The 25,257-nt window shown below is 49.1% G+C and carries 23 protein-coding genes and 1 pseudogene; 11 read left to right on the top strand and 13 right to left on the bottom strand.

Annotation, left to right across the window (positions count from 1 at the left end):
* The first annotated feature begins 1 nt into the window (after nucleotide 1).
* A complete protein-coding gene (gene polA / locus CGRAC_RS09400; protein WP_005871275.1) occupies nucleotides 2-2,818 on the top strand; it encodes a DNA polymerase I in 2,817 nt (938 codons plus the stop codon).
* Nucleotides 2,819-3,455: 637 nt separating this feature from the next.
* On the opposite strand, the gene CGRAC_RS09390 is transcribed toward polA, so the two are convergent.
* The 13 genes from CGRAC_RS09390 to CGRAC_RS09330 form a co-directional block, all read right to left on the bottom strand.
* Nucleotides 3,456-4,592 carry a trans-sulfuration enzyme family protein gene (locus CGRAC_RS09390; protein WP_005871284.1) on the bottom strand — a complete coding sequence of 379 codons (1,137 nt, stop codon included), beginning with the start codon at nucleotides 4,590-4,592 and terminating at the stop codon, nucleotides 3,456-3,458.
* Between the two features lie 25 nt (nucleotides 4,593-4,617).
* Nucleotides 4,618-5,352, bottom strand: coding sequence for an amino acid ABC transporter ATP-binding protein (locus CGRAC_RS09385; RefSeq protein WP_005871286.1), 735 nt, complete (start codon nucleotides 5,350-5,352; stop codon nucleotides 4,618-4,620).
* Nucleotides 5,352-6,020 (bottom strand): amino acid ABC transporter permease, encoded by a 669-nt coding sequence (locus CGRAC_RS09380; protein ID WP_005871287.1) that lies wholly within the window; start codon nucleotides 6,018-6,020, stop codon nucleotides 5,352-5,354. The genes CGRAC_RS09385 and CGRAC_RS09380 overlap by 1 nt, the downstream gene beginning before the upstream one ends.
* A complete protein-coding gene (locus tag CGRAC_RS09375; protein WP_005871288.1) occupies nucleotides 6,017-6,766 on the bottom strand; it encodes an amino acid ABC transporter substrate-binding protein in 750 nt (249 codons plus the stop codon). The genes CGRAC_RS09380 and CGRAC_RS09375 overlap by 4 nt, the downstream gene beginning before the upstream one ends.
* Before the next feature lie 93 nt (nucleotides 6,767-6,859).
* The gene (locus CGRAC_RS09370; RefSeq protein ID WP_005871289.1) at nucleotides 6,860-7,603 is read right to left on the bottom strand and encodes an amino acid ABC transporter substrate-binding protein; all 744 of its coding nucleotides are present in this window, start codon (nucleotides 7,601-7,603) and stop codon (nucleotides 6,860-6,862) included.
* Between the two features lie 667 nt (nucleotides 7,604-8,270).
* A complete protein-coding gene (locus tag CGRAC_RS09365; RefSeq protein ID WP_005871291.1) occupies nucleotides 8,271-9,821 on the bottom strand; it encodes a flavocytochrome c in 1,551 nt (516 codons plus the stop codon).
* Between the two features lie 264 nt (nucleotides 9,822-10,085).
* Nucleotides 10,086-10,913, bottom strand: a complete 828-nt coding sequence (locus tag CGRAC_RS09360; RefSeq protein WP_005871292.1) for a radical SAM protein — start codon at nucleotides 10,911-10,913, stop codon at nucleotides 10,086-10,088.
* Nucleotides 10,913-11,689: a 4Fe-4S binding protein gene (locus CGRAC_RS09355; RefSeq protein WP_005871293.1), complete on the bottom strand. Its 777-nt coding sequence runs from the start codon at nucleotides 11,687-11,689 to the stop codon at nucleotides 10,913-10,915. Before CGRAC_RS09355 ends, CGRAC_RS09360 begins: the two co-directional genes overlap by 1 nt.
* Nucleotides 11,682-12,542 (bottom strand): substrate-binding domain-containing protein, encoded by an 861-nt coding sequence (locus tag CGRAC_RS09350; protein ID WP_005871294.1) that lies wholly within the window; start codon nucleotides 12,540-12,542, stop codon nucleotides 11,682-11,684. The genes CGRAC_RS09355 and CGRAC_RS09350 overlap by 8 nt, the downstream gene beginning before the upstream one ends.
* A 72-nt stretch (nucleotides 12,543-12,614) precedes the next feature.
* Entirely contained in the window at nucleotides 12,615-13,724 is a 1,110-nt protein-coding gene (locus CGRAC_RS09345) for a double-cubane-cluster-containing anaerobic reductase (RefSeq protein ID WP_005871296.1), read from the bottom strand.
* Nucleotides 13,721-14,497, bottom strand: coding sequence for an acyl-CoA dehydratase activase (locus CGRAC_RS09340; RefSeq protein ID WP_005871298.1), 777 nt, complete (start codon nucleotides 14,495-14,497; stop codon nucleotides 13,721-13,723). Before CGRAC_RS09340 ends, CGRAC_RS09345 begins: the two co-directional genes overlap by 4 nt.
* Before the next feature lie 150 nt (nucleotides 14,498-14,647).
* Nucleotides 14,648-15,580, bottom strand: a complete 933-nt coding sequence (locus tag CGRAC_RS09335; protein WP_005871299.1) for a DMT family transporter — start codon at nucleotides 15,578-15,580, stop codon at nucleotides 14,648-14,650.
* A 6-nt stretch (nucleotides 15,581-15,586) separates the two neighbouring features.
* Nucleotides 15,587-16,492 (bottom strand): DMT family transporter, encoded by a 906-nt coding sequence (locus tag CGRAC_RS09330; protein WP_005871301.1) that lies wholly within the window; start codon nucleotides 16,490-16,492, stop codon nucleotides 15,587-15,589.
* A 378-nt stretch (nucleotides 16,493-16,870) separates the two neighbouring features.
* Between CGRAC_RS09330 and der the strand changes: the two genes are divergently transcribed.
* The 10 genes and pseudogenes from der to CGRAC_RS09280 all read left to right on the top strand — a co-directional run bounded on the left by der (nucleotide 16,871) and on the right by CGRAC_RS09280 (nucleotide 25,186).
* The gene (der, locus tag CGRAC_RS09325; RefSeq protein ID WP_005871303.1) at nucleotides 16,871-18,256 is read left to right on the top strand and encodes a ribosome biogenesis GTPase Der; all 1,386 of its coding nucleotides are present in this window, start codon (nucleotides 16,871-16,873) and stop codon (nucleotides 18,254-18,256) included.
* Nucleotides 18,243-18,737, top strand: a pseudogene (locus CGRAC_RS12620) (shikimate kinase); the annotation flags it as partial. The gene der and the pseudogene CGRAC_RS12620, both read left to right, overlap by 14 nt.
* A 487-nt stretch (nucleotides 18,738-19,224) precedes the next feature.
* Complete coding sequence (trpS, locus tag CGRAC_RS09315; RefSeq protein ID WP_005871306.1) at nucleotides 19,225-20,193, top strand: tryptophan--tRNA ligase; 969 nt, start codon at nucleotides 19,225-19,227, stop codon at nucleotides 20,191-20,193.
* A gap of 10 nt (nucleotides 20,194-20,203) precedes the next feature.
* Entirely contained in the window at nucleotides 20,204-20,704 is a 501-nt protein-coding gene (locus CGRAC_RS09310) for a DUF2628 domain-containing protein (RefSeq protein ID WP_005871307.1), read from the top strand.
* 50 nt (nucleotides 20,705-20,754) lie between these two features.
* On the top strand, nucleotides 20,755-21,021 hold the full coding sequence (locus tag CGRAC_RS09305; RefSeq protein ID WP_005871308.1) for an ACT domain-containing protein: 267 nt from the start codon (nucleotides 20,755-20,757) through the stop codon (nucleotides 21,019-21,021).
* Nucleotides 21,022-21,030: 9 nt separating this feature from the next.
* Nucleotides 21,031-22,368 (top strand): PFL family protein, encoded by a 1,338-nt coding sequence (locus tag CGRAC_RS09300; protein WP_005871309.1) that lies wholly within the window; start codon nucleotides 21,031-21,033, stop codon nucleotides 22,366-22,368.
* Nucleotides 22,369-22,393: 25 nt separating this feature from the next.
* Nucleotides 22,394-22,807, top strand: coding sequence for a hypothetical protein (locus CGRAC_RS09295; RefSeq protein WP_005871310.1), 414 nt, complete (start codon nucleotides 22,394-22,396; stop codon nucleotides 22,805-22,807).
* A 435-nt stretch (nucleotides 22,808-23,242) separates the two neighbouring features.
* Nucleotides 23,243-23,680, top strand: coding sequence for a hypothetical protein (locus CGRAC_RS09290; RefSeq protein ID WP_005871311.1), 438 nt, complete (start codon nucleotides 23,243-23,245; stop codon nucleotides 23,678-23,680).
* A 187-nt stretch (nucleotides 23,681-23,867) separates the two neighbouring features.
* The gene (locus CGRAC_RS09285; protein WP_005871312.1) at nucleotides 23,868-24,392 is read left to right on the top strand and encodes a hypothetical protein; all 525 of its coding nucleotides are present in this window, start codon (nucleotides 23,868-23,870) and stop codon (nucleotides 24,390-24,392) included.
* Between the two features lie 203 nt (nucleotides 24,393-24,595).
* Complete coding sequence (locus CGRAC_RS09280) at nucleotides 24,596-25,186, top strand: hypothetical protein (RefSeq protein WP_040303957.1); 591 nt, start codon at nucleotides 24,596-24,598, stop codon at nucleotides 25,184-25,186.
* The last annotated feature ends 71 nt before the right edge of the window (nucleotides 25,187-25,257 follow it).

Here is a 25,257-nt window from a genome sequence, read left to right as displayed (position 1 = left end):
TATGCAGACCATCACGATCATCGATACGTTCGGCTTTTTTTTCAGGCTCTACTACGCTATGAGCGGGCTAAAGACCAAAGACGGCAAACCCAGCGGCATGGTGAGCGGGTTTGCGAGCTTCATCGCAAATCTTTCGAAGGAATTTAAGAGCGATTATATAATTTTCGCTCTGGATAGCAAGGGCAAGACCTTTCGCTCAGATATCGACCCCAACTACAAAACCAACCGCCAAGCCCCGCCGCCCGCACTTTTGCAGCAGCTGCCCGTCTGCATCGAGATGATCGAAAAGATGGGGCTTTACTCGCTCGGACGCGAGGGCTACGAAGCGGACGATCTCATCGCAAGCGTCGTTAAAAAGTACGGCGCCACGCATAAAATCAACATCGTTACCTCTGATAAGGACCTGTATCAGCTCATCGGCGAAAACGTTAAAATTTACAGCCACGGCAAAAAGATGCTTTACGGAAGGGAGGAGTGCTTGCAGCGCTACGGCGTCTATCCAGAGCAGATCGTGGATTTTTTGGCGATCTGCGGCGACAGCGCCGATAATATCCCGGGCGTGCGCGGCATCGGCGATAAGGGGGCGAAGAAGCTTTTAGACGAATGGGGCTCGCTCGATGAGATCTATTCAAATTTAGACCGCCTGCCGCAGAACAAACAGCGCGAGTATCTGATAGAAGGGAAGCAGAGCGCCTACATAAGCAAGCGCCTGGCCACGCTTTACGACGAGCTGGAAATCCCGCCTTTAGAGGACGCGAAATTTCCGCAGCAAAATCCGCTTTTTAAAATCCGCGAAATTTTAAAAGATTACGCGCTAAATAGGCTTCTTTCGGCGTTAAGCTTGCAGGAGCAGAACGGACTTGATCTTTGGGGCGAGGGCAAAGGCGCAGGCGCAAAAAGCTCAGTTTTGGGCGCAGGCGGGAAGGGTGCGGGCGCAGAGTCGTCTCGCGGCGGATCTATCTTGGGCGCTGCCGTAGGAGGGCTAGACGGGCAAAATTCTATCCCGGGCGGCTCCGCTTGCAGCGAGAAAAATTCCGAGAGCGCTTTTAAAACACCCTTTGAGCCTATTTGTATCACCGATGCCGTGGAGCTTGCCAGGCTGTGCGAGAGTATCGATGCAGAGACCTTGGTGAGCTTTGATACCGAGACGACAAGCATCGACAGCAAAAGCGCCAAGATCGTGGGCTTTTCGTTTGCGTTTAATGAGGAGCGCGCCTATTACGTCCCGCTCGCGCATAGCTATTTGGGCGCTCCTGCTCAAATTTCTTCGGACGCGGCAAAGGCCGCGATCGACTCGCTGTTTCGCGGATATGTAGTGGGGCAAAATTTAAAATACGATTTTGAGATCGTGAAAAATAATTTTAACATTGAGCCGCCTGCGCGCTTTGCCGATACGATGGTGCTAGCGTGGCTGCTCGATCCCGCAAACGCCGTAGGAATGGACTCTATCTCGCCTCGGTATCTTGGGTACGAGACCGTGCATTTCGGCGACGTCGTCAAAAAGGGCGAGACCTTCGCTTCCGTGGAGCTGGACGCCGCTACGATCTATGCGAGCGAGGATGCGTGGGTGACGCTGAGGCTGTATTTTAAGCTAAAGGGGCTGTTAGAGCCCGCGCTTTTTAAGCTCGCGCAGGAGCTTGAGTTTCCGTTCGTGCGGGTGCTTTGGCAGATGCAAAGATGCGGCATCAAGATAGACGTGGAGATGATAAAGCGCCTAATCGGGCGCAACGAAAAGTCCCTGCGAGCGCTCACGGATGAAATTTATGAGCTTTGCGGCGAGCAGTTTAACATCAACTCTCCCGCTCAGCTCGGCGCCGTGCTTTTCGAGCGGCTTGGGCTTCCTGCGGCGAAGCGCACCAAGACGGGTTATAGCACCGATGAAAGCGTGCTGAAGGATCTTACGGCGCTGCATCCCGCGGTGGGTAAAATTTTAGACTACCGCGAGCTGTTTAAGCTGCAAAGCACCTACTGCGAGCCGCTGCTGCAGCTTGCGTTGGCCGATGCGCAAAATCGCGTCAGATCGAATTTCTTGCAGACCGGCACGGCTACCGGGCGGCTAGCGAGCAAAAATCCGAACCTTCAAAATATCCCCGCGCGCGGCACGTTTGCAAAGAACGTGCGAGACTGCTTCCTAGCAGAGGGGGGTTACTCGCTGATCTCGCTTGATTACTCGCAGATCGAGCTGCGCCTGCTCGCGCACTTTTCGCGCGATCCTGCGCTTTTGGCGGCGTTTAGGGCGGATGAGGACATTCACGCGCGCACGGCGATCAGTATTTTCGGCGACGCGCAGCCCGCGCACCGCACGATCGCAAAGAGCATAAATTTCGGCCTTATCTACGGCATGGGCGCGGGTAAGCTAAGCGATAGCCTAGGCATCGCGCGCGCCGAGGCGAAGGGCTATATCGAGCGCTATTTCGCGGCGTTTTCTACGATCAAGGAGTTTTTGCAAAGCATAAAATCGGACGCGAAAGCGGATGGCTACGTAAGCACGCTTTTTGGGCGCAGGCGGTACTTCGACTTCGCAAATGCGCGCAACAATATGGTCTATGCGAGCTACGAGCGCGAGGCGGTGAATACGAAATTTCAAGGCTCCGCCGCCGACATCATCAAAAAGGCGATGGTTGATATTTCGCCGCTGCTAAATGGCGAGGCGCGGCTGATTTTGCAGATCCACGATGAGCTGATCTTCGAGGTGCGGGACGATTTGGCGCAGGGCTTCGGCGCGCGCGCGCAGGAGATAATGCAAAGTGCGGCGAGCCTGAACGTACCCTTAAAGACGAGCCTAAACATCGCCAAGCGCTGGGGCGAGCTGAAGTAACTCCGCTAAATTTAAAGTGCGGCTAAAATTTTAAGCGGAATTTAAACGGCGCGTAGAATTTTAAATTTTGAGCAGGACGGGGCCTAAATTCGTTCGTTTGATAAATTTAATTGCTCTAAATTTAGATCGAGCGGTTGGCGTGGTGCGGCACAGATCGCCGACGCCTTTAAAATTTTGATTAAATTTAAGCTCTCCGCTCGGCAATATCAAACGGCGGTTAGATAGATTTATTCGAATTAAATTTAAACGATGTGTTTTGGCAGGAGGTCTGGATAAATCTTGCCGTGCGTATAAATTAAAATTTCATTTCAACGGCGTAGTGGCGGAATTTTTAAATTTAAATTTTACGCAAAGCCGCGCGCTTCGTAAAATTTAACGAGTGAAAATTCATGCAAAATTTAGCCCGCGAGAAATAGGCATAGGTTTTGCAAAAAAGGAATTTTTAGAAAAATGAAATGATCGACGGCGGGTCTTTTTAAACCCGCCATGCGCGCCGGTTCGTAAAGACCGCGCCCTTATAGCCTCACGAGCGAAGCTATAAGGATTTTGGACGAAATTTTGACATGAATTCTGCGCGCCCGCGCAAATTTTTACAAGCCTGCATAGAAATTCCACGAGCTTGGAAATTCCGTGCCGCCTATTTTTTAGATTTTTCTAGCGCGGCGGTAAGGTCCGCTATGAGATCGTCCGCGTTTTCGATGCCTATGGCTAGGCGCAGCAAATTTTGACTGATGCCGATGCGTTCTTGCAGCTCGCGCGGATAGCTCTCGTGCGTCATCGACGCGGGGTGGCAGATCAAGCTCTCTACGCCGCCCAGGCTCACGGCTAGATCGAATAGCTCAAGGCTGCGTGCAAAGGTTTTATAGTCGTATTGTGGCTTAAGCACCAGCGAGATGACCGCTCCGATGCCGCTAGCTTGGCGATCTTGTATCTTTTTTTCGCTCGCAGAATGCGAGCCTGCAAAATTTACCGCCTCTACCGCAGGATTGCTGCGTAAAAATTCTATTATCTTTAGCGTATTTTCGCTCTGGCGGTCGAAGCGCACGCTTAGCGTTTTAAGTCCGCGTATTAGCGAATACGCGTCGGTAGGCGAGAGCGTAGCGCCCAGAGTATTTTTCATAAACTGAATTCTTGCGGCAAGCTCATCATCGTTCGTCGTAACGATGCCGGCGATCAGATCGGCATGCCCGCCTATGTATTTGGTCGCGCTATAAACCACGATGTCTGCGCCGTGCTCTAGTGGGCGCTGATAATATGGGGTCAAAAAGGTATTATCCATCACCACAAGCGCACCGCTTTTATGCGCGAGCTCGCTGATGCGCTCAATGTCGGTTACGCGCAAAAGCGGATTTGAGGGCGTTTCGATGAAGACCATTTTAACATCGCTTGGAATTTCGGTGATCAAATTTAGATCGTCCACCAAGTCGTAATTGATCCCTTGATTTTTAAAAATCCCGCTTACGTAGCGATAGGTGCCGCCGTAGACGTTATTATTTAGCAGCACGCGATCGCCGCTTTTAAGTAGCGCAAACGCAGCGCTCGTAGCCGCCATGCCCGAGGCTAGCGCGAAGGCGTATTTGCTGCCTTCAAATTTTGCAAAAAGCTCCTCAAAGGCGTTGCGCGTAGGATTTGCGCCACGCGAGTAGGCGTATTTGCCGAAATCATCCAGACTTTCTTGCACGAAGGTGCTGGCTAGATATATCGGCGGAATGACCGCGTTGTGGGGGTTGGACTTGGCCTCTATGCCCTTTACGATTAGGGTATCTATTTTCATCTTTTCTCCTTGAAATTTAATGGATTTAAAAGCTCATAGCGCCGATAAATTTAGCTATGCGCTCGTCGTTGCTACCGAAGAATTCCTCTGCGTCGCCGTCGAATGCGATAACTCCGCCGTCTAAGAATAAAATTCTATCTGCGATCTTGCGTGCAAAGCCCATATTGTGCGTGACGATGATAAGCGAGCGATCCTCTGCGGCAAGCTCTGCGATAGTCTTTAGCACCTGTGCCTCAAGCTCGGGATCAAGCGCGCTCGTAGGCTCATCCAGCAGCAAAAACTCAGGCTGCATAGCAAGTGCTCGCGCGATCGCCACGCGCTGGCTCTGACCGCCGGAGAGGCGAGCCGGATACGCGCCAGCTTTATCCACCATGCCGACCTTTTTTAGCAGCGCCATTGCATTTGCCTCGGCAAGCTCGCGTGGCTGCTTTAGCACGTGTACGGGCGCTTCGATGACGTTTTGTAAGACGTTGAGGTGCGGAAAGAGATTGAAGCTTTGAAAAACCATGCCCGTATGCGCGCGGAATGGATGATACTCGCTTGTTTTATGCGGAGCGTCGAAATTTATCTTAAACTCGCCTAGCTGTAGCTCGCCGCCGCTTGGAATTTCGAGCAGATTTATGCAGCGCAGCATCGTGGATTTGCCAGAGCCGGAGCTTCCTAAAATCACTGTCGTTTGCCCATCGCGAAATTCTAAGCTTATCCCATTTAGCACGACGTGATCGCCAAAGCGCTTAGTTAAGTTCGTAAATTTTATCATCACACGAACCTTGAAAATCGTCGCTCTAACTTGGATTGCAAGAACGTAAGAAGGGTGCAGACTGCTAGATAAAATAGCGCCGCCAGCACGTATAACGTGAGCGGATCGAATGCCCGCGCAGCAATACGTTGAGCGACCATAAACATATCGACCATCGTAATCGAGGCTACGAGCGAAGTGTCTTTAAGCGTAGAGATAAATATATTTGATAGCGGCGGCAGTGATATGCGTGCTGCTTGCGGAGCGATAATGCGGCGCAGAATTTGAGCGTAGCTCATGCCTAAAGAGGTAGCTGCCTCCCATTGCCCCTTTGGCACTGATAGGATCGCAGCTCGCACCGCCTCTGAAGCGTAAGCACCGATATTGAGGCTAAAGGTAATGATCGCAGCAGCCCAAACATCAAGTGTGATCCCAACGATTGGAAGTCCGAAATAGACGATAAAAAGCTGCACCAAAAGCGGAGTGCCGCGAAAAATCCAAATATAAATTTCGCTTAGCTGCTTTAAAATTTTAAAATTTGCGATGCGTGCGACCGCCGTCAGCACCGCAAGCACGAGCCCGAGCAGAAATGAGATTATCGTAAGCGGGATCGTAACTTGCAGCAGAGCTAGCGCCATCGGCTCTAGCGAGCTGCTAACAAGCTCTAGGATTCTGCTTGTTTCGTTCATTCACTCACATCTTTGCCGAAATATTTAAGCGAAATTTCTTTTAGCTTGCCCTCGGCTTTGAGTTCGTTTAGGGCTTTGTTGATTTGATCTGCGAGCTCTTTATTGCCCTTTTGCACGATTGCAGCGCTATAATCGACATCTTTTAGCTTTGCGGCGATTTTAATCGGAGCGTCCGGGCGCTGCTTTAAAAAGTCGTAAAATACGGTATTATCGCGCACGACGGTATCTACGCGGCGAGCGATCAGCAGCTCCATACTTTTAGCAAAACTATCGACGGTTACGTTTTGCGCGCCGTATTTTTTAGCGACTTGCGCCCAGTTGCTGGTAGCGGAGTCCGCATTTTTCTTGCCTTTTAAATCCTCGAAGCTTTTAATGTCGTTGTTATCTTTATGCACGATAATAGCTCCGTAAACGACGGTGTAGGGCACAGAATACTCATATTTTTTCTTGCGCTCATCAGTAATGCTTACTTGATTAAACACAGCGTCTGCCTTGCCTGCATCAAATGCTGCAAGCATCGCATCCCAAGGCGCGGTTAGAAATTCTATTTTTAGACCAAGCTTTTCGGCAACTGCGCGCGCGACATCTACGTCGTATCCCACGAGCTCATTTTTGTCGTTATAATACGAAAATGGCGAAAAGGTGCCTTCCGTAGCTACTTTAAGCACGCCTTCGCGTAGTGTTTTAGAGTTTGCGCCGCATATTAAAAGCGCGCACGCAAGCAAAGTTTTTATTAAATTTTTCATAATTCCTCCAAAATTTTATGAGCGAAATTTAAAATGCAAAATTCCGCTCAGCTAAGTTTAAAATTCCACGCTTCAACTAAGCGGTCGTAGAATTTATTCCGTAATGTCTTTGCCAAAATATTTAAGTGAAATTTCTTTCAGAACGCCTTTTTGCTTTAGCGATTTTAGCGCGGAATTTATCTGTGCCGTCAACTCATCATCCTTTTTAAGCAGCACGGCGGAATAGATCGGCTCATTGCCTTGAGCTGCGATCTTTAGCGGTGCGTTCGGGCGCTGCTTCATATAGTCGAAAAATGTGATGTTGTCGTTGATCGTAGCGTCTGCGCGACGAGCTATGATAAGCTCCACGCCCTTGCTAAATCCGTCTGCCGTAACGATCTCGGCGCCATAGCTGCGCGCCATGTCCGCCCAGTTACTGGTAGCGGAGTGGACGCTTTTTTTGCCTTTAAGATCCGCAAAACTCTTAATCTCCTCGTTATCAGCTCGCACTACCAGTGCAGCATAAGCTACGGTATAAGGCTCGCTGAAATTATATTTTTTCTTGCGCTCCTGCGTGATACTTACTTGATTCATCGCTATGTCTGCTTTGCCTGCATCAAATGCTGCAAGCATCGCATCCCACGGCGCGGTTAAAAATTCCGCCTTTAGCCCTAGCTCTTTTGCCAGCGCGCGAGCGATATCGACATCAAAGCCGGTAAGATTATTTTTCTCGTCATAGAAAGAATACGGCGAGTAAGTCCCCTCCGTGGCTATTACGAGCGTGCCCTCTTTAAGCGTCTTAGCGCTTAGGGTGGCGGTGATTAGCGCTGTTGCGAGCAGGGCTTTAAATATTTTCATTACATCTCCTTGAAATTTAGCTATCGCTCGCGCTGCGAGCAGATGCGCGATTATATCGTGCGGAATATATAATTTTTATTAAAAATTCTAAATTTTAGTAAGACGTGATACAAAATTTCGCCTGTATGGCAAAGCTTTAGCGTCATATATTTTTAAAATTTTGACAGAGGTGATTTATAAAATTTCAAGTTTATTAGGTAAAAGTATCGCAAACCAAATTCTGCCTGCGATACAAAATAAAATTTGCAAGTATTTCGAGGCGATTTTTTGAGTTAGAAGCTAAAATTTTGCGAAGCTAGACTTCTGCTTGCAGTTGTGAGTGAAACGAAGCAAAAATAGCCTGTCGGGCAAAATTTTAGCAAACTCCGTAAAAGCGCTCAAAAAATGCAAATTTAAAACGAATTATCGCGAGCTTTAGGCGAGGCGGATCTAAATTTTATAGCGCAGATAGAACATTTCGTTCATCAAGCGATAAAATTTAATGAAGTACCGCAAGCCGAATTTTCAAATTTAACTTTAAATTCAGCCTGCGATTAAAATAAAATTTGCAAGTGTTTCGAGGCGATTTTTGGAGTTTTAAAGTTAAAATTTGACGAAGATAAGGCATATAGCCTATCAAGTCAAATTTTAACGAAACCCGCAAAAAGCGTCCGAAAGACGCCGCAAATTAGCCTATATTCTCACCCGCTATCATACCAAACGTTAAGCAGTCAGCTATCGCCACGCTACCTAAGCGGCTAGCTCCGTGTACGCCGCCGGTGATCTCGCCTGCGGCAAATAATCTTGGGATAGGCATCTCTGTTTGCAGAGAGATGACCTGAGCTTTGGTATTGATATCGATACCACCCATAGTGTGGTGAAGTTTTGGCGTGCCGCGCATAGCGTAGAACGGCGGTTTAGAGATATCTACGCCGTTTGTAGTGGTTTTATCCATAGGTTTGCCAAAATCTTCGTCTTTGCCTGATTTAACGAAGCTATTATATCTCTCTACGGTCTTTTTTAGCTCTGCGGCAGGGATTTTATAAGCTGCGGCTAGTTCGTCTAGAGTTTCAAATTTCTTTAGTACGCCTGATTCTAGCGGTTTGGTGTAGTGCTCAGGTATGACCATATTTTTTACGCCCTCAGAGTCGCAGAAGTTGATAGGATAGATATCGGCTTTCGCATCGATTACTTTAAACATCGCTTGAGAGCGGGTGCGGCGGTCTGCTAGCTCGTTCATATAGCGTTTGCCGGTTCTTGGATCTACTGAAATTCCGTAGCGGAAGCTTCCGTTTACGTTAAACATAGAGCCTACGCCAAAGCCTTTTTCGTCAGGGCATGCCCATGGACCAAACTGTATCCAGCTTAGCTGCACTGGAGTAGCGCCGATTCTAAATGCCTCTTTCATAGCGCCTGCTGTTGCGCCCGGGTGGTTGGTGCTATCCGTAGTAGGCAGGATAGATGGATCTTGGACTTGTCTAAAGAATACGTCGCGGCAAAATCCGCCCGCAGCTAGTACTACGCCTTTTTTAGCTTTTATAGTCTTTTTAGTTCCGGTAGTGTTTTCGGCGTCGTCTTTTTGGCTCTTTGGATCAAATTTATAATCCTCTCTGATGATCACGCCGTCTACGCCGCCATCTTCGCCTAGGACGAATTCGTCAAATTTAGCTCTTTGTCTTAGCTCGCAGCCTTGTAGATTTTTAAAGTATTCTACCATCGGCTGAACGATACCTGAGCCTGAACCGTTAGCGGTTTGAAGCGATCTAGGTACGCTGTGTCCGCCTGCGTGAGTAACTTTATCTATGTATTTAGCGCCGCATTTTAGAGTTAGTTTATATGCGTCTTGCGCGCGAGTAGCGATGGTGTCGATGAGATCTACGTGGTTTAGTCCGCGGCCGGCTTTTAGGCAGTCTTTGATAAATAGCTCGTTGCTATCTTTGATGCCTTCGGCTTTTTGTTTGTCGCTGTTTGGAACGGCAAATATTCCGCCGTTAATTACGGAGTTACCGCCTACGCGTCCCATCTTTTCTAGGATTAGGACTTTATTGCCCTTTTCGGCTGCGGTGATACCGGCTGCAAGTCCTGCAAAACCGGAACCAACGATTACTACGTCCCACTCTTCGTCGAATTTGACGTCTTTAGCGTTAACCGCAGCGTTTGCATTTACGGAGCCGAGCGCTAAAGCACCCGCGCCAACTAGGCTCATTTTGAGCAGATCACGTCTTGAAACGTTTTCCATGATGTCTCCTTTATTTTACCGTTATACGGTTTTTCTAATGCCTAATTTTGGGAAAATTATACCTAAAGTTAAATAAAAGCAAAATAATATTATTTAAAAATTGTTTTTAAATTTTAAAAAACCGCCGCCGCTAAAAAGCCGCTTATCGGCCACTTGCTAGTTCTAAATTTAGACAAATTTTAAATTTAAATCTCTACATAAAATTTTGTGCGCTATGAGAGTGTGTATCCTGCGCCGGATAAAAGACCCGCTAAAAGCAGGTCTTCATTTCTCGCAAAGCTTGCCGCACGCGTCGGCGCGACACCTGCTGCAGTGAGTCATCTGCGCCATTGAGCCGCCGATGAGCTTTCGCATGCTGCGAATTTCTTCGTTTGAGGGCGATTTGATATTTGCAAAAGGGGTGCCCTGCACGGGGATCATCGCCATGCAGTTCATGATATCGGCCTGCCACTCTTTGGCCTTTTTCGCGATACGTGGGACGTGATCCATATTGACGCCCGGGATTACGACCGTATTGATTTTAACGATCATACGGGCTTCTTTTAGCTTGCGGATCCCCTCCTCTTGGCGCTCCCCAAGAATTCTAGCACCCTCTTCGCCGTGATAAATTTTGTTTTTGTGGCGCACCCACGCATAAATTTTGCCGCCCACGTCAGGCGTTACGGCATTAACGGTCACCGTCACGTGGCTCACGCCGATTCGCACGATATCATCCACGTGCTCGGGCAGGGACAGGCCGTTTGTGGATAGGCAAAGTAGGGCGTGAGGGAAGCGGGCTTTGCATTTTTCAAAAGTCGCTAGGGTCTTGTCGGCATCGCACATAGGATCTCCGGGTCCTGCGATACCTATGACTGAGATATCCTGTCTAAATTTAAATAGATTTTCCACGTATAGCGCTGCTTCATCAGGGCTTTGCACTCTCCCCGTTACGCCGGGGCGGTTTTCGTTGGCGCAGTCGTAGATGCGGTTGCAAAAATTGCATTGGATATTGCAATTCGGCGCTACGGGAAGGTGCACGCGCCCGTAGCTAGCGGACGCTTTTTTGCTAAAGCACGGGTGGTTGTCGAAGGAGGGTTTGGCGAAAAAATTCATTAATCTTTTTTCCTTCCGAATTTGATGGCGTCCGCGTGGCAAACATCCATACAATCGCCGCAGTTCGTGCAGTTCATCTCGTCCGGTCTCGTGCCCATTTCGCATTTGCGCAAACAGGCGTTGCAGTTATCGCAGGCATCTGTTTTATAAACGCGAAATATTGAAATTTTACGCAGCAGCTCCATTATGCCGCCGCTAGGACAGGCGAAGCGGCACCATAAATTTGCGACGATCAAGGATGCGGCGATGAGGGCCACTACGACGGCAGTGCGAACCGCCCAGTACCAGTCGGAAAATTTAAAGGACATGATAACGGCGTTTAGATACTCGTCGCTGGTGCGGATAGGGATCATAACGCGAGGATTGCCGTAGATAAAATACACGCCGAGGCAAAGTAAAACGGCTAGAACCATGCCTATCTGCGCATATCGTAGCTTCCTGTTATTTTTTAGCTTAAGCTTAAAAGCGGCAAATTTGCCCAGCATTTGATTTACGAATCCGCCCGGGCAAAGCCAGCCGCAAAACGCGCGCCCGAGGAAAATAACAAGCACGGGGATAAATAGCCAAAAGCCGAAAAACACGGTCGCGATCCGCCCCCAGCACGTAACTATCGGACAGGATTGGCAGTTTACGAAAGGCACGATAAAAGGGCATCTAAAAATTCCGTAGTATGCCCACTGCCCGATCGCGCCGATAAAAATCAGCTGCACCAATCGACGAATTTTAGTTAGCCTAGAGACTTTTTTCATCTTTGCCATATTTACTATACTAAACATCTTTTACACCAAACCTTTCTATGAGTTCGAGCCCGCGCGCCGAATGGATGGAGGTAAAGCCGTGTCGCTCGAAAATTTCCTGCCCCTCCACGGAACAGACGAAGTCCGAGAAGTCGTCGGCTAGCTTCTCGTCCTTTACGTACTTCATGATATTTAGCGTAAAGGTAAGCGGTCCGGGCGGGATGAGTTTTTCGTCGATAGGCATATATTCGATCTTGTCTTTAAACCTATCGTGCGTCGTTAGGCGCTTTTCGATGATGGACGCATCGCCCTTGCCATCTACGAGATCGCACATCATCTGGATGACGCATGAGCCGTTGGCGACCATATTTTTCATAACAGACCCTGTGAGACCGGAATTTTTCAAAATTCCCTTTACCGGCCCGCTACCAGGAGGTGATGCCCTTAGCGGCAGCATCACTCGCACGCCGGGCTCTGCTAGATCCTTCAGATCGCGAATGCCCGCGGGATTTCCCTTCGGCACTACTAAAACGTAGTCGGTAAAACATAGCGGTCTAAAGCGGAGGCTAAGGCCAGCCTTACGCAGTTTTTGAGACAGCTCCAAAACGCGAGCGCCGAAAACCTCCGTCTTGCCTTGCAAGGCTAGCAGCGACTTTCCGAGCGCACCCGCAAAGGCGCCGGTGTATTGGATATTATGCCCCGTCCTTGACTCATAAATGGCGTTTAGCTCGTTAAATGCTTCGGACAGCCCTCCGCACGACCAAACCTGCAGGGAACCTGGCTTAAACGGCGTATAGCCAGCAAGCATCGCTTCCGGTCTGGCGATGGCGGCTGCCGCCAAAGCTCCTTTTAAAAAGCCGCGACGAGATTCGTCTATCTCCTTAAATTTCATGCAACCTCTCCTTTCTTTGGTTTGTTTTTAAATTTAGAAAATTCTTCATTTTAAAATTTCAAACAGCATCGATTAAAGTAGCTCGATAAACGCTTCCAAGCGCGTGCGAATTTGCCCGACGTCTTGTTTTGAATAATCAGTCTCTAGCGACATATAGTTTGCTCCAGCTTCACGGCTCGCCTCTTTGATCTTGTTCGTCTCGATCGCGTAGGTGTGGCAGCCGCTTAGCACGACGTCGATGACGCCGTCTGCGGCGTAATCGCGCACGAAATTTTTAATGACCTCGGAGCGCGCGTTATTTTGATACATTACCGAACACGGAATTTTAAGGTAGCGCTCGGCGATATTTGCGACCAAATCGCCCTGAGTTTCTACGTTATTTTTAAAATTTTTCGTGCCGGTGCAGTTTTCAAACGCCACGACGTCGGCGCCAAGATCTTCTATCTGCTTGATGACCTTCTCATACACGCCGCCGCTGGGACAGCCCGTGATGATGATTCGCTTTTTGCGAGTTTTCGGCGGCGATATCTTCTTTGCGGCGGCTATGTAGGCGCGTATCATTTTGAGCTTTTCGCGTTTGTCGTATATGAAGTCGCTCGCAAATGAAATTTGATGGATTTCGCTGCCCGCTACCGGCATCGGATTTAGTTTGCCAAGCTCTAAAAGCTCCATCATCACCTTGCGCTCTTCGTTGTAAATTTGCACCGCATCAAGTAGCGCTTCATCCGTGATTTTCGTATTAAATTTTTGCTCCAAAACTTTGCGAAATTTCCTAAGCTCGTCGGTAAAAAGCTCCAAGCTCTTGCCGCCAGCCATATTCGGTAGTTGTAGCACGTGGACGTCCTTATGCTTTGCCAGCAGCTCATACATCTTTTTCTTGCCGTCACAGGTCGTTTCGCCTATGACGAGGTCGCTGGCGTTCATGTAGGGGCATTTTTTCGTAACCGCGTAGCTGTAGCTTGCTTTGATTAGTGGGCAAAGATTGCGCGGAAGCTCGGCATGAGCGGCATCTATCGGACTCTCGTCATAGGCGCAAAGCCCAACTGGCACGGCACCCGCAGCGTAAATGAGCTCCTTGGGAGAGTAGGTGCAAAACATCCCCACTACGTGTTTGCCTTGCTCTTTTAGATCGTGTAGGGCCATTGCGTTGCGCTTTTTAAGCGTGTCAAAATCCATCTTCATCTCGTCTCCTTTAAAATTTCGTTTGCTTTGCGTGCTCCGATAAGCGCAGCGCCCATCGCACCGCAGTAGATTGCGTTTTCGCAAGTAAAAATTTTAGCCCCCAGATGCTCGCCTAGAAGCTGCTTAAAGAGCGGCACGTTGCTAAGTCCGCCGCTTAAAAAATAAATTTGATTTTCCAGCCGTTTGATGAGAGAGGCGACCTTGTGCGCGGAGGAATCCACGATGGCGTAGGCGATCTCGCTAGTTTCGGCTCCGTTTGCGCTTAGCGAGACGATCTCGCTTTCTGCAAAAACAGTGCACGTTGAGCTAATTTTAATCGCGGGATTTTTGCGGGCGGTTTTGTAAATTTCGCTAAGCTCAAGCCCCAAGCGGCCCGCACTGATCTCTAAAAATTTACCCGTGCCTGCCGAGCATTTGTCGTTCATGATAAAATCCGCTGGTTTGCCGTTTTCTATTTTGATCGCTTTGGTGTCTTGCCCGCCCACATCGATGACGGTGCAGTCTTGCTCAAATAAAAAGTGTGCCCCAAGGCCGTGGCATAAAATTTCGCTCATGCTAAGCTGCGCGTACTCTACGCTAACGCGTCCGTAGCCCGTAGCCGTCACGAAGCCCTCGCCGTAGCCTTTTTGCTCTAAGGCTTGCTTGATCTGGCGCGCGACCTTGACCGCGCTAAAGCCGCTTGGCAGCAAAAATAGCTCGCAAAATTCGCCGCGTTCGTCCATAACGGCGACCTTTGACGAGGTTGAGCCGATGTCGATACCGATAAAATGCATAAAATTTTAAATCCGTCGAAAAATATTTCTACGCCGTAGAACTTTGATTTGAATGTTAGTCTTTTTAAGCTTTTAGACTGCTGAAATTTAGCGCAGGCGGGCGGCACGGATAAAATTTAGCTTTGCGCCGCGTTTGAATTGGTTTTAAATTTAGCGCTCGCGGGCGATTAGAATTCCGCTTAAAATTACTACCGCGATGCCTGCTAGCACGATCGGACCGGGCAGATGATCGCCTAGCATAATTCCTAGCGCCATGCTAAATAGGATGTCGCTGTAGCTGATCGCGGCGACGATGCCCGCTTTGCGAGAAGCGGCGTAGGCGCGCGTCATGTAAATTTGAAAGTAGATACCGCTGACGCCCAGAAGCGCCACGAGCACCCAACCGAGCAGGCTCGGTAGATTAAAGTAAGCAAGCCTGGCCAAATCCGCTCCGCTGAAAAGCCCTAAAATTTTAACCTCGCTATCACCGAGCGCCCAGCCTGCAGCCATCATCATCGCGCTTAGAAAGGTAGCGGATGAGACGAAAACCAGCACGATGAGGTTTGTGGCGTAGTGTTTGCGGAGCTCGCGCACGCTCGTATATGCAAGCCCAGCGCACATGCCGCCGAAAATTCCCACTGCGTCGGTTACGCTGATGCCGATGTGCGGGCGCACGACGAGTAAAATTCCGCCAAAACCGAGCAGTATCGCAAACCAGCCGCGCGAGCTTAGCTTCTCGCCTAAGAAAAACGCCGAAAATAGCGCGGTGAAAATGGGCGCCGTCTTTTGGAAGGTAAAAGCGGTGCCAAGATCGATGTGGGCGATGTTGTAAAAAGTCGCTAAGATACCGCAGCTGCCGATAAAGCCGCGAAACGCGAGCAGCCACGGCTTGCCGCCTGGCCCCAGATTTTTTACCCGCCTTAGCGAAAACAGCACGATGCCGATGCCTACGACGTTGCGGAAAAACACGATCTCTGCGCTACTCATATGCTCCGCCATGACCTTGGCTAGCGCGCCGTTTAGCGCGAAATAAAAGCTCGCTACGAGCATATAATAAACGCCCAGATGTTTCAGCCAAAACGCGGAGTAAAATTTCTGCTTCACGCCGCCCTACTTTCGGTTCGCCACGAGCGCGCCCGCGGCGATGATGAGCGCCATACCTCCAAGCGCCATGAAACCGGGCAAGGCGTCGCCTAGCAGCAGCCCAAATAGCGTCGAAAAGATGATGTCGGCGTAGCTGATCGTAGCTACTATGCCCGCTTTGCGCGTCGCGGCGTAGGCCTTGGTGACGTAGGTTTGATAAAACAGCCCCAGCAGCCCCAAAAGCACGGCAAAGAGCCAACCCTGCGCGTTTGGAATTTTAAATTTGCAAAGCATAAAGCTCAGCGCGGGCGCGTCTATAAATTCTGCCGCGATCATAAGCGCTACGGGCATCAGCGTGCCGGCAAGAAGCGCAGAGAGGATGATCGTATCGGAGCTATAGTATTTGCGCAGCCCGCGCACGGAGGTAAACGCCATCGCGGCGAATAATCCGCTTAAAATTCCAAAAATATCGCTCGGCTGCAAGCCAAACTGCGGCTGAATTACTAAAACGATGCCCACAAAGCCTAGGCAGACCGAGAACCAGCCCATCGCGCCGAATTTTTCGCCGAGGGTAAAGTATGCGATGATCGCCGTCCAAATGGACGCCGTTTTTTGAAAGGTAAATGCCTCGCCGAGGCTGATGTTAGCGACGTTATAAAAAAATACCATCAGCCCCAAAATCCCGATAATGCCGCGAAACGCGAGCGTAAAAGGATGACCGCCCTTGTTTGCGAAGCGCGCCGTGCGAGGACGAGCCTTAATTTTATAAAGTAGGATCAAAAGTCCGGGCAGATTGCGAAAGAGCACGACCTCAAGCGATGAAATTTGCGCGCCCAAAAGCTTGGCAAAAACGCCCGTAAGAGAGTAGTAAAAGCACGCCACCAGCATATAATACACGCTTAGATGGTGCAGCAAGAAGTTGTTGTATTTCATCGCGACCCTTTAAATTTGCGGAATTATACACGCATAATGATTAAATTTTAATATTCCGCCGTTTTAATATTTCGTTGTGCCGCCTGTTTTTGCGCACCCCGTACGACGGCTCGGTTTTGTACTTCGCGCCCAGGCTTCGGTATTTAAATTTTATGAAATTTACGCACAGCTCCGCATTCTGCGATATGTTCGGCGATGGATCGCGCGTTTTGACGTCTTGCGTCCGTGCGGCGTTCCGCTAGTGTCGCGATAAAATTTCTCTAAATTTAGCGCTTAAATTTTATAAAATTTTGCCGCCCGACTTGCGCGAGCGAGCGCGTAGAATTTGGCTTTAATCTATTTTTGGTTATAATCGCGCCAAAAATCAGAAGGACGAACGTGAAAAGTTTGATCATCATCGGGCGCCCCAACGTCGGCAAATCGAGCCTTTTTAACCGCCTAGCGGGCGCTCGTATCGCCATCACGAGCGACGTTGCGGGTACGACGCGCGATACCAATAGAGCCGAAGCCGAAATTTTCGATCGCCGCGTGCGCGTGATCGATTCTGGCGGCTTGGACGACACTTCCGAGCTGTTTGCGCGCGTGCAAGCTAAGACGCTAAGCGAAGCCAAGAGCGCGGATTTGATAATCTTTATGACGGACGGCAAGCTGCTTCCGAGCGATGATGAGCGGCGGATATTTTTCTCGCTGCAAAGGCTCGGCAAGCCCATCGCCCTGGCGGTCAATAAGATCGACGGCAAGCGCGACGAGGAGCGCAGCTGGGAGTTTAACGAATTCGGCGTCAAATTTTTCCCGATCTCCGTTTCTCACAACAGCGGCATTGACGAGCTGAAAGAGTGGATCTATGGCTTCTTGGACCCTGCGCCTGCGAGGCAGGACGAGGATGAAATTTTTGATGATTTTATAGAGGGCTTTAACGACGAGGGCGAGCCGAAAGAGGGGCGCGACGAGGAATTTTACGCTAGTAAAACCATCGGCGTGGGTATCATCGGGCGGGTAAACGTCGGTAAATCAAGCCTTCTAAACGCGCTTGTAGGCTCGCAGCGCTCGGTCGTGAGCGATTATGCGGGCACGACGATCGATCCGGTGAACGAAAGCACGGAATTTGGGGGACGCACGCTAGAGTTTATCGACACGGCGGGCATTCGCCGTCGCGGTAAGATCGAAGGCATCGAGCGTTTCGCGCTAAATCGCACCGAAAAAATCCTGCAAAACTCCGACATCACGCTTTTGGTACTTGATGCAAGCGAGCCGCTAAACGAGCTGGACGAGCGCATCGCGGGGCTTGCGGCTAAATTTGAACTAGGTCTAATTATAATTTTAAACAAATGGGATCTTTGCGAGCGCGATTACGACGAGTTTTGCCGCGATTTGAGAGATAGGTTTAAATTTCTTTCCTACGCGCCGATCATCAGCGTCAGCGCGACAGATAAGAAGCGGATACATAAAATTTACCCGCTCATTTTGGAGGTTTATTCAAATTTCACGCGCAAGCTCGGCACCGCAAGGATCAATGAAGCGGTAGAGGCCGCGATAAAGGCGCATCCGATACCTCGCGAGCGGGGCAAATCGGTTAAAATTTACTACGCCGCGCAGATCGGCTTTGCGCCGCCGAAGATCGCCCTTGTGATGAACCGCCCGCAAGCGCTACATTTTAGCTACAAGCGCTATTTGATGAACAGGTTGCGCGCGAGCTTTGCTCTTTCGGGAAGTCCGCTAGTACTGCTGCCGCGTAAAAAAGGGGAGAGCGATGAAGAGCAGTAACATCGTGCTTATCGGCTTTATGGGGGTCGGCAAGGGCACGGTAGCGCGGGCGCTGGCTGCGCAAAGCGGGATGTTTGCGCTTGATTGCGACGATATGATCGAAAGCTACGCCAATAAAAAGATCGGGCAAATTTTTAAAGAGCAGGGCGAGCAGAGCTTTAGAAAGATGGAAGAGAGCCTTGCGAAATTTTTAGAAAAGTCCGTCCGCTGCGCCGTGATATCTACGGGCGGCGGCTTTTACGCCGTGAAAAATTTAAACAAAATCGGCACCGTCGTGTATCTGAAATCAAGCTTTGAAGGGATTATTAATCGCTTAAAAAATAGCGAAAATGCGGAGAAAAAATTTGCCAAGCGCCCGCTGTTAGCGGATCTGCAAAAGGCCGCGGCGCTGCACGCTCAAAGAAACGGGGCGTATGAAAAAAAGGCCGACATCGTAATCGACGTCGAAAATAAAAGCGTAAAAAAGATCGTAAAAGAAATTTGCTCCGCCTGCGACGGGCTAAATTTAAAGGGGAAAAAGATGTCTAAGCAGAAGCGTTCCGGCGGCGGCAAAAATTCCGAGCCGCACGGCAAAGAGGGCAAAGACGATAAGCTTGAAAAGAAAGAGGCGCTAAAGCAAAAGCTGCGCGAATTGATCGAAGGCTTAGAGCGCGAGGAAATTCCAAAGCGGGTGATCGCGTGGCACTTCGATCTTTACGAGCCTTATGCGCTTGAGCTCGCGGGATCGAGCAGCTTTGATGCGGATGACAACGACTGGGCGTGCGAGGACGAGGATGAGTTTTATCCGCAAAGCTCGCGCTTGCAGCTCGAATTTTTAAGCGAGCTTTCGTGGCGACAGGTTTTAAAAATGCTCGTGCAGGCTCTGCGCGAGCTGCGAGAGCAGATGCCTAGCGCTAAAATTTTTGAGTGCAAGCACGTCGCTGCGGGCTTCGTAGACGGCGATCTGATTTTGATTTAAAGGAGCAACGATGAGAATTTTAACGGGTCTTCAGCCCAGCGGCAAGCTGCATTTGGGCAACTACTTCGCGAGCATCAAGCAGATGGTGGATGCACAAAACGCGGGCGAGCAGATGTTTATGTTTATCGCAAACTACCATGCGCTCACGTCCGTAAGCGACGGCGCAAAGCTAAAAAGCTCAACCTACGAGGCCGCCGCGGCGTTTTTGTCTCTCGGGATCGATCCGAAAAAGACGGTGTTTTGGGTGCAAAGCGACGTAAAAGAGGTGCTGGAGCTTTACTGGATTTTAAGCGGATATACGCCGATGGGGCTGCTCGAGCGAGCGCATGCATACAAAGACAAGATCGCCAAGGGCTTTGAGAGCAAGCATGATCTGTTTAGCTACCCTGTTCTGATGGCGGCGGACATCCTGCTATACAGCGCGGAGGTCGTGCCCGTGGGCAAGGATCAGATCCAGCACGTCGAGATCGCCCGCGACATCGCGCTTAAATTTAACAACGCCCACGGCGAAATTTTAACTATTCCGCAAGCGCGAGTAAATGATGAAGTGGCGATCGTGCCGGGCACAGATGGTGCCAAGATGAGTAAGAGCTACGGCAATACGATCGATATTTTTGCAGATGCCGCAACGCTAAAGAAGCAAATTTCAAGTATCGTAACGACCTCTGAGCCGCTAGAAGCACCTAAGCAGTGGCGCGGGTGTAATGTCTATAATATCGCGAAGCTGTTTTTAAGCGAGGCGGAGCAAGCGGAGCTGCAGGCTCGCTACGAGCGCGGAGGCGAGGGGCACGGGCATTTTAAGGCGTATCTAAACGAGCTCGTGCAGGGCTATTTCAAAGACGCGCGAGATAAATTCGAATACTATCAAAGTCACCGCGAAATTTTAGATGAGATGCTAAGACAGGGCGCGCAAAGAGCGGCTGCGACGGCTGCTTCATTGATGCAAAAGGTTCGCGCCGCCGTAGGGATTTATCGCTAAGGAGGGTGAGATGACGGATTACGCTAGAGAAATTTTATCTGACGGCAAGTTGCTTCGACAGAAGTTGGAAATTTTCTTGCAAACCCCGAGTAAGGTTGAAATTTACGCGCGCGCCTGCGAGAAATTTTTTGCCGCCGGCAAGCAGCGTGAGTTAAATTACGTAAGCACGTGGAGTTGGTGGGCCTTTTTCGGCACGCTGTTCTTTTTTCTGTACCGCAAGGAGTACAAAATTGCCGCAGCCCTATTTGCCTTTGTGGTAATTTCTTGCTTTATTCCGTTTTTGGATGAATATGATAGAAGTATAGGAATGGCGGTTAGTGTCAGTAGTGGAACTATGGCGAAATATTTTGTTTGCTATAGATTTGTCGCGCTATTGGATAAACAGGACGACGAAGCCCTAAGGCGGGGCGGCGGCGTGAATAGATGGGCGATATGGCTCGCGGTAGTATTTTACGCTTTGGTCGCAATCGTGTTTGCGCTGATAATTTCAAACGGCGGCAAAATTCAGTAGTTTTAACGGCTTCCGCGCTCAAAAACGTTAAATTTTAAAAAGGAGTAAAAATGAAAGCGATCGTAACGGTGATCGGTAAGGACAAGGTTGGCATTGTGGCGGGCGTTTCGGCCAAGCTCGCGCAGCTTGGGCTAAACATAGACGACATCAGCCAGACGGTTTTGGATGAGTTTTTTACGATGATGGCGGTGGTTTCCAGCGAGGAAAAGCAGGACTTCACGGCCCTACGCGAGGAGCTAAACGAGCTAGGCGAAAAGCTAAAAGTAAAAATCAACATCCAAAGCTCGGCGATATTTGACGCCATGCACAACATCTAAGGCGCACAGATGGACATCAAAAACGTAACCGAAACGATCACGATGATCGAGGAGCAAAATTTCGACATCCGCACGATCACGATGGGCATTAGCCTACTTGACTGCATCGATCCCGATATGGGCAAAGCGGCGGAGAAAATTTATGCAAAAATCACCGACAAGGCGCGCGATCTGGTAAAGGTCGGTAATGAAATTTCAGCAGAGCTCGGCATCCCGATCGTAAATAAACGCGTCTGCGTAACGCCTATCGCCATCATCGGCGCTGCGACGAATGCCGCAGACTATGTCCCGCTAGCAAAAGCGATGGACGAGGCGGCGCAAAAGGTCGGTATCGACTTTATCGGCGGCTTTTCGGCGCTAGTACAAAAGGGCTACGCAAAGGGCGATAAAATTTTGATCGACTCCATCCCGGCCGCGCTTGCCGCGACGCAAAAGGTCTGCTCGTCGGTAAATATCGGCTCGACCAAAACGGGCATAAATATGAGCGCGGTCGCCGATATGGGGCGCGTGATCAAAGAGACGGCGCGACTTTCTGATTTGGGCGCCGCCAAACTCGTCGTATTTGCCAACGCCGTCGAGGATAATCCCTTTATGGCGGGCGCGTTTCACGGCGTGGGCGAGGCCGAGGTCGTCATAAACGTGGGCGTCAGCGGCCCCGGCGTCGTTAAGCGCGCGCTTGAGAAGGTGCGCGGAGCGAGTTTTGACGTGGTCGCCGAGACCGTGAAAAAGACGGCGTTTAAGATCACGCGTATCGGACAGCTCGTAGGTCAAATGGCCTCCGAGTGCCTTGGCGTAAAATTTGGCATCGTCGATCTCTCGCTAGCTCCGACTCCTGCCGTGGGCGATTCGGTCGCGCGCGTGCTTGAGGAGATGGGGCTAGAGCGCGTCGGCACGCACGGCACGACGGCAGCTCTAGCGCTGCTAAACGACGCGGTCAAAAAGGGTGGAGTGATGGCCTGCAACCAAGTAGGCGGGCTTAGCGGCGCGTTTATCCCCGTCTCCGAAGACGAGGGCATGATCGCCGCAGTGCGCGCAGGCTCGCTAAGCCTAGAAAAGCTCGAAGCGATGACCGCGATTTGCTCGGTGGGGCTTGATATGATCGCGATCCCGGAAGATACGCCCGAGCAGACGATCGCCGCGATCATAGCCGACGAGGCCGCGATCGGCGTCATAAATCAAAAAACGACCGCCGTACGCATAATCCCAAAAGGCAAAGAGGGTGACACGCTGGAATTCGGCGGCCTGCTCGGCAGCGCGCCCGTGATGAGCGTAAATAAAAACTCCTCGGCTGACTTCATCGCCCGCGGCGGCCAGATCCCGGCTCCTATTCATAGTTTTAAGAATTAAAGCTTAACCCGCTTAAGGAGGAAAAATGAGGGCGTTTGCGTTATTTGCGGCAGCTTTGCTTTTTAGCGGCTGTTCCATAATCTCTGCGTTTTATAGCAAGGAGAAAAAATTCGAGCTGGCGGGCTTGGGGCAAGACGGGGTCTATAGGACCTCGGACGGCAGCACAGACACGCTAATAAAAATAATGTCCGCCCGCACAAAAGAGGGCGAGCCGTATCGTATAATCCACACGCTGGAAATTCCTAAAAATTCTACCCAGACGGATTTTGATAGCAACGATAAAGAGGTATTTAAAATAGACTGCTCAAAGAATTATTGCGAGCCTAAATACGACGAGGAGCCGAAAAGAATTGCCATTTCTTGGCCTGCGCCGAATGGGGGCGGCATTTTTGACGGCGTCATATATCTAGAAAATTTACGGCTCGTAAAGGCGTATTAAATTTGCGGATTTAAAAGCGTGCAAAATTTATAAAATTTAACGAGTAAAATTCTAAGTCGCCGCGATGGAATTTTTCAGGCTTTAAATTCTGTGCTACGGGCGTGGAATTTTGAGTTGGTTTCGGCTTAAAATTTCGTTTTGAAATTTCGGCGTGAAATTTTACGGCGAGGTAAAATTTTAAAATTTCGCCGTAAGACGCGGCGTTAAAATTTCATCGCCGCGCGAGACGGACAAAGGCGGGTCTTTTGAAATTTTAAATTTAAAGCGGCTTGCATTAAAATTTTAAAATTTAAAAGCAATCTACTTCGTTATCATTGTTCGTCCGCTTAAGAAGCGGGCAAAATTCTACTTCGGTGCGGATTTAAACACGGCGCGCAAAAACGAGCGCGGCATTAAAATTTTAAAAGATGAGCGAAAATATGGGGCAAAAATAAAATGCAAAAAATGGCTTGGAAATTTGGCGAGCTTGAAAAAGTCGCGACGGATGAGGGCTTTATTTGGTATGCGGAGCCAAAAAGCAAAAGCTTCGGCGAGGTGCCGTTTTGTCTCGTGTCTGCAGATACGGCGGATGTGGACGATGCGGGGTCTTGCTCGCGCAGCGACGCCTGGGACATCGATCGGTATGTAAAAGACGCTCTTATCTTCCTGCGAGACGAGCTTAGACGCGAGTATCGTTTGAGCGAGGATGAGCTTAGGCTGCTTGACGCGCCCGTTTGCGATCTGCCGTTTGGGCTGCCGCAATGCACGTTTTACGCGCGCGATACACAGTGGCTGCTGGGGCCCGGCGCGCTTGATATTTGCGAGCCTTTCGGCATCGGGGTGATTTTCGAGGGCGAAAGACCGCTGCGCGTGGAAAATTTAGAGTTTTGCTAGCTGCGGTAAAATGCTAAATTTAAAGGCGGACGGGAATTTTAATGCTTTGCCGAGTTTGAAATTTTTCGGCTCTTCGCGAATATAACGCGGTAAATTTTAAAATTTAACCGCAAGGTGCGGCATCAAAAAGACGCGACGCCGAATTCAATATAATCTCTAAAATTTAAACGCTTAAAAGGAGCGAGCTGTGAGCGAAAAATTTCAAGCCGAGATGAAAGAGCTAGACGAAAAATTCGCCGCAATACCGGAGAATTTAAAGAAGCGATACGACAAACACAGGCTAATTAGGTGCTCTAGTATGGTATTTTTAGCGTTTTTGTTCGGCATTGCATCGGTAGTTTCGCGACTTATTTCCTACGTGGATATTCAAATGCCCGAGCCTCTTTTGTTTTGTGTGGCGGTCGTTTTATCCATTTGCTTGACGGCATTTTGTTTAAAGTGCTACAAGACAAAAAAATACAGCAGCTTTTTCATAAAAAATCAAGATGTCAGTTTGACGATTTTTACTTTTGAGAATACGGCTAGCTTAGTATTGGTTTTATTTCCCACTTTGCTATTTCTATCTTCGGCAATGGGAGGTTCGCGAGATGAGTTAAGCGGCGCCGGCACTTTATACGGAGTCTTTATAGCTCCGATTTGCATATTAGTTTTTCTTTTATGCTATTTTTTCAACCGAGGCACCTATATTCCAAAAGACGATAAATTCTGCTAAATTTCGATGAGGTGAAAGCTGCGAAACCTTATAAAAGAGCTGCAAAGATGGCGTTAAGCGGCGGGTTTGGACGAATGTTTAAATTTGGCTTATTGTAACTTAGTACCCCTTGTATTTGCATTAAAGTTCTGTTGAGCCAAATTTTTATATACTTACTTAAGGGATCGGCGCTAAAATAAGAATATTTAAATTAAAAGGTCGGTGTGAAAGCAATTAGGAATTTTTATGAATGGCTAAGCATTTGGGATAAGATAAAGATCTGCTTTTGCTTAATATTGGTCGCTTACGCATGGTATTATATAGTCGCTTTGTCTAATCCAAAAGATTTAAGTGATCTCAAAATCACAGATGGCATAATAACAGGTTTTACTAGCGATTCCGCGTTAAGGGGAGGAAGCTGGTGGTTATTGCAATTTTATGATAGCGAAAGAAAAGCCGTAGAGAAGGTTTCCTTGGGACTAAATTATAAAGGGATAGATGAATTTTATATATATGACAAACAAAGAGATATACTACGTTTTGATCTTTTGCAAGATCGCAAAGTTAGGATTTGGTATTCCAAATTCCCCTTTCCGTTTAAAACGAAAACGGCTTATCAAATTCTTATTTTAGACGATAATTTAGGCGAACGAGAAAGCATAAAAGGGCATAGATATTTTATGAGATTTGCGGATAGAGGATATTATATTACACCGAAGAAATGGTTTATGCTAGCAATGTCTCATATGGTTTTAATTTTTATTGTTTTGGATACCATATCAAAATTTAAAAGAGAAAATTGTGACAAGCTTTAATTCATTGACGGATTTATGGTAAGGGCTTGCGCAAATCTAGCGCATAAATTTCGCCCTTAAATCGTGTAAAT

Origin of the sequence: Campylobacter gracilis (assembly GCF_001190745.1) — a bacterium.
In the GTDB taxonomy this organism is placed as follows: Bacteria; Campylobacterota; Campylobacteria; order Campylobacterales; family Campylobacteraceae; genus Campylobacter_B; species Campylobacter_B gracilis.
The sequence above is the reverse complement of the archived record's forward strand: the minus strand, read 5'-3'. Positions and strand labels throughout refer to the sequence as shown.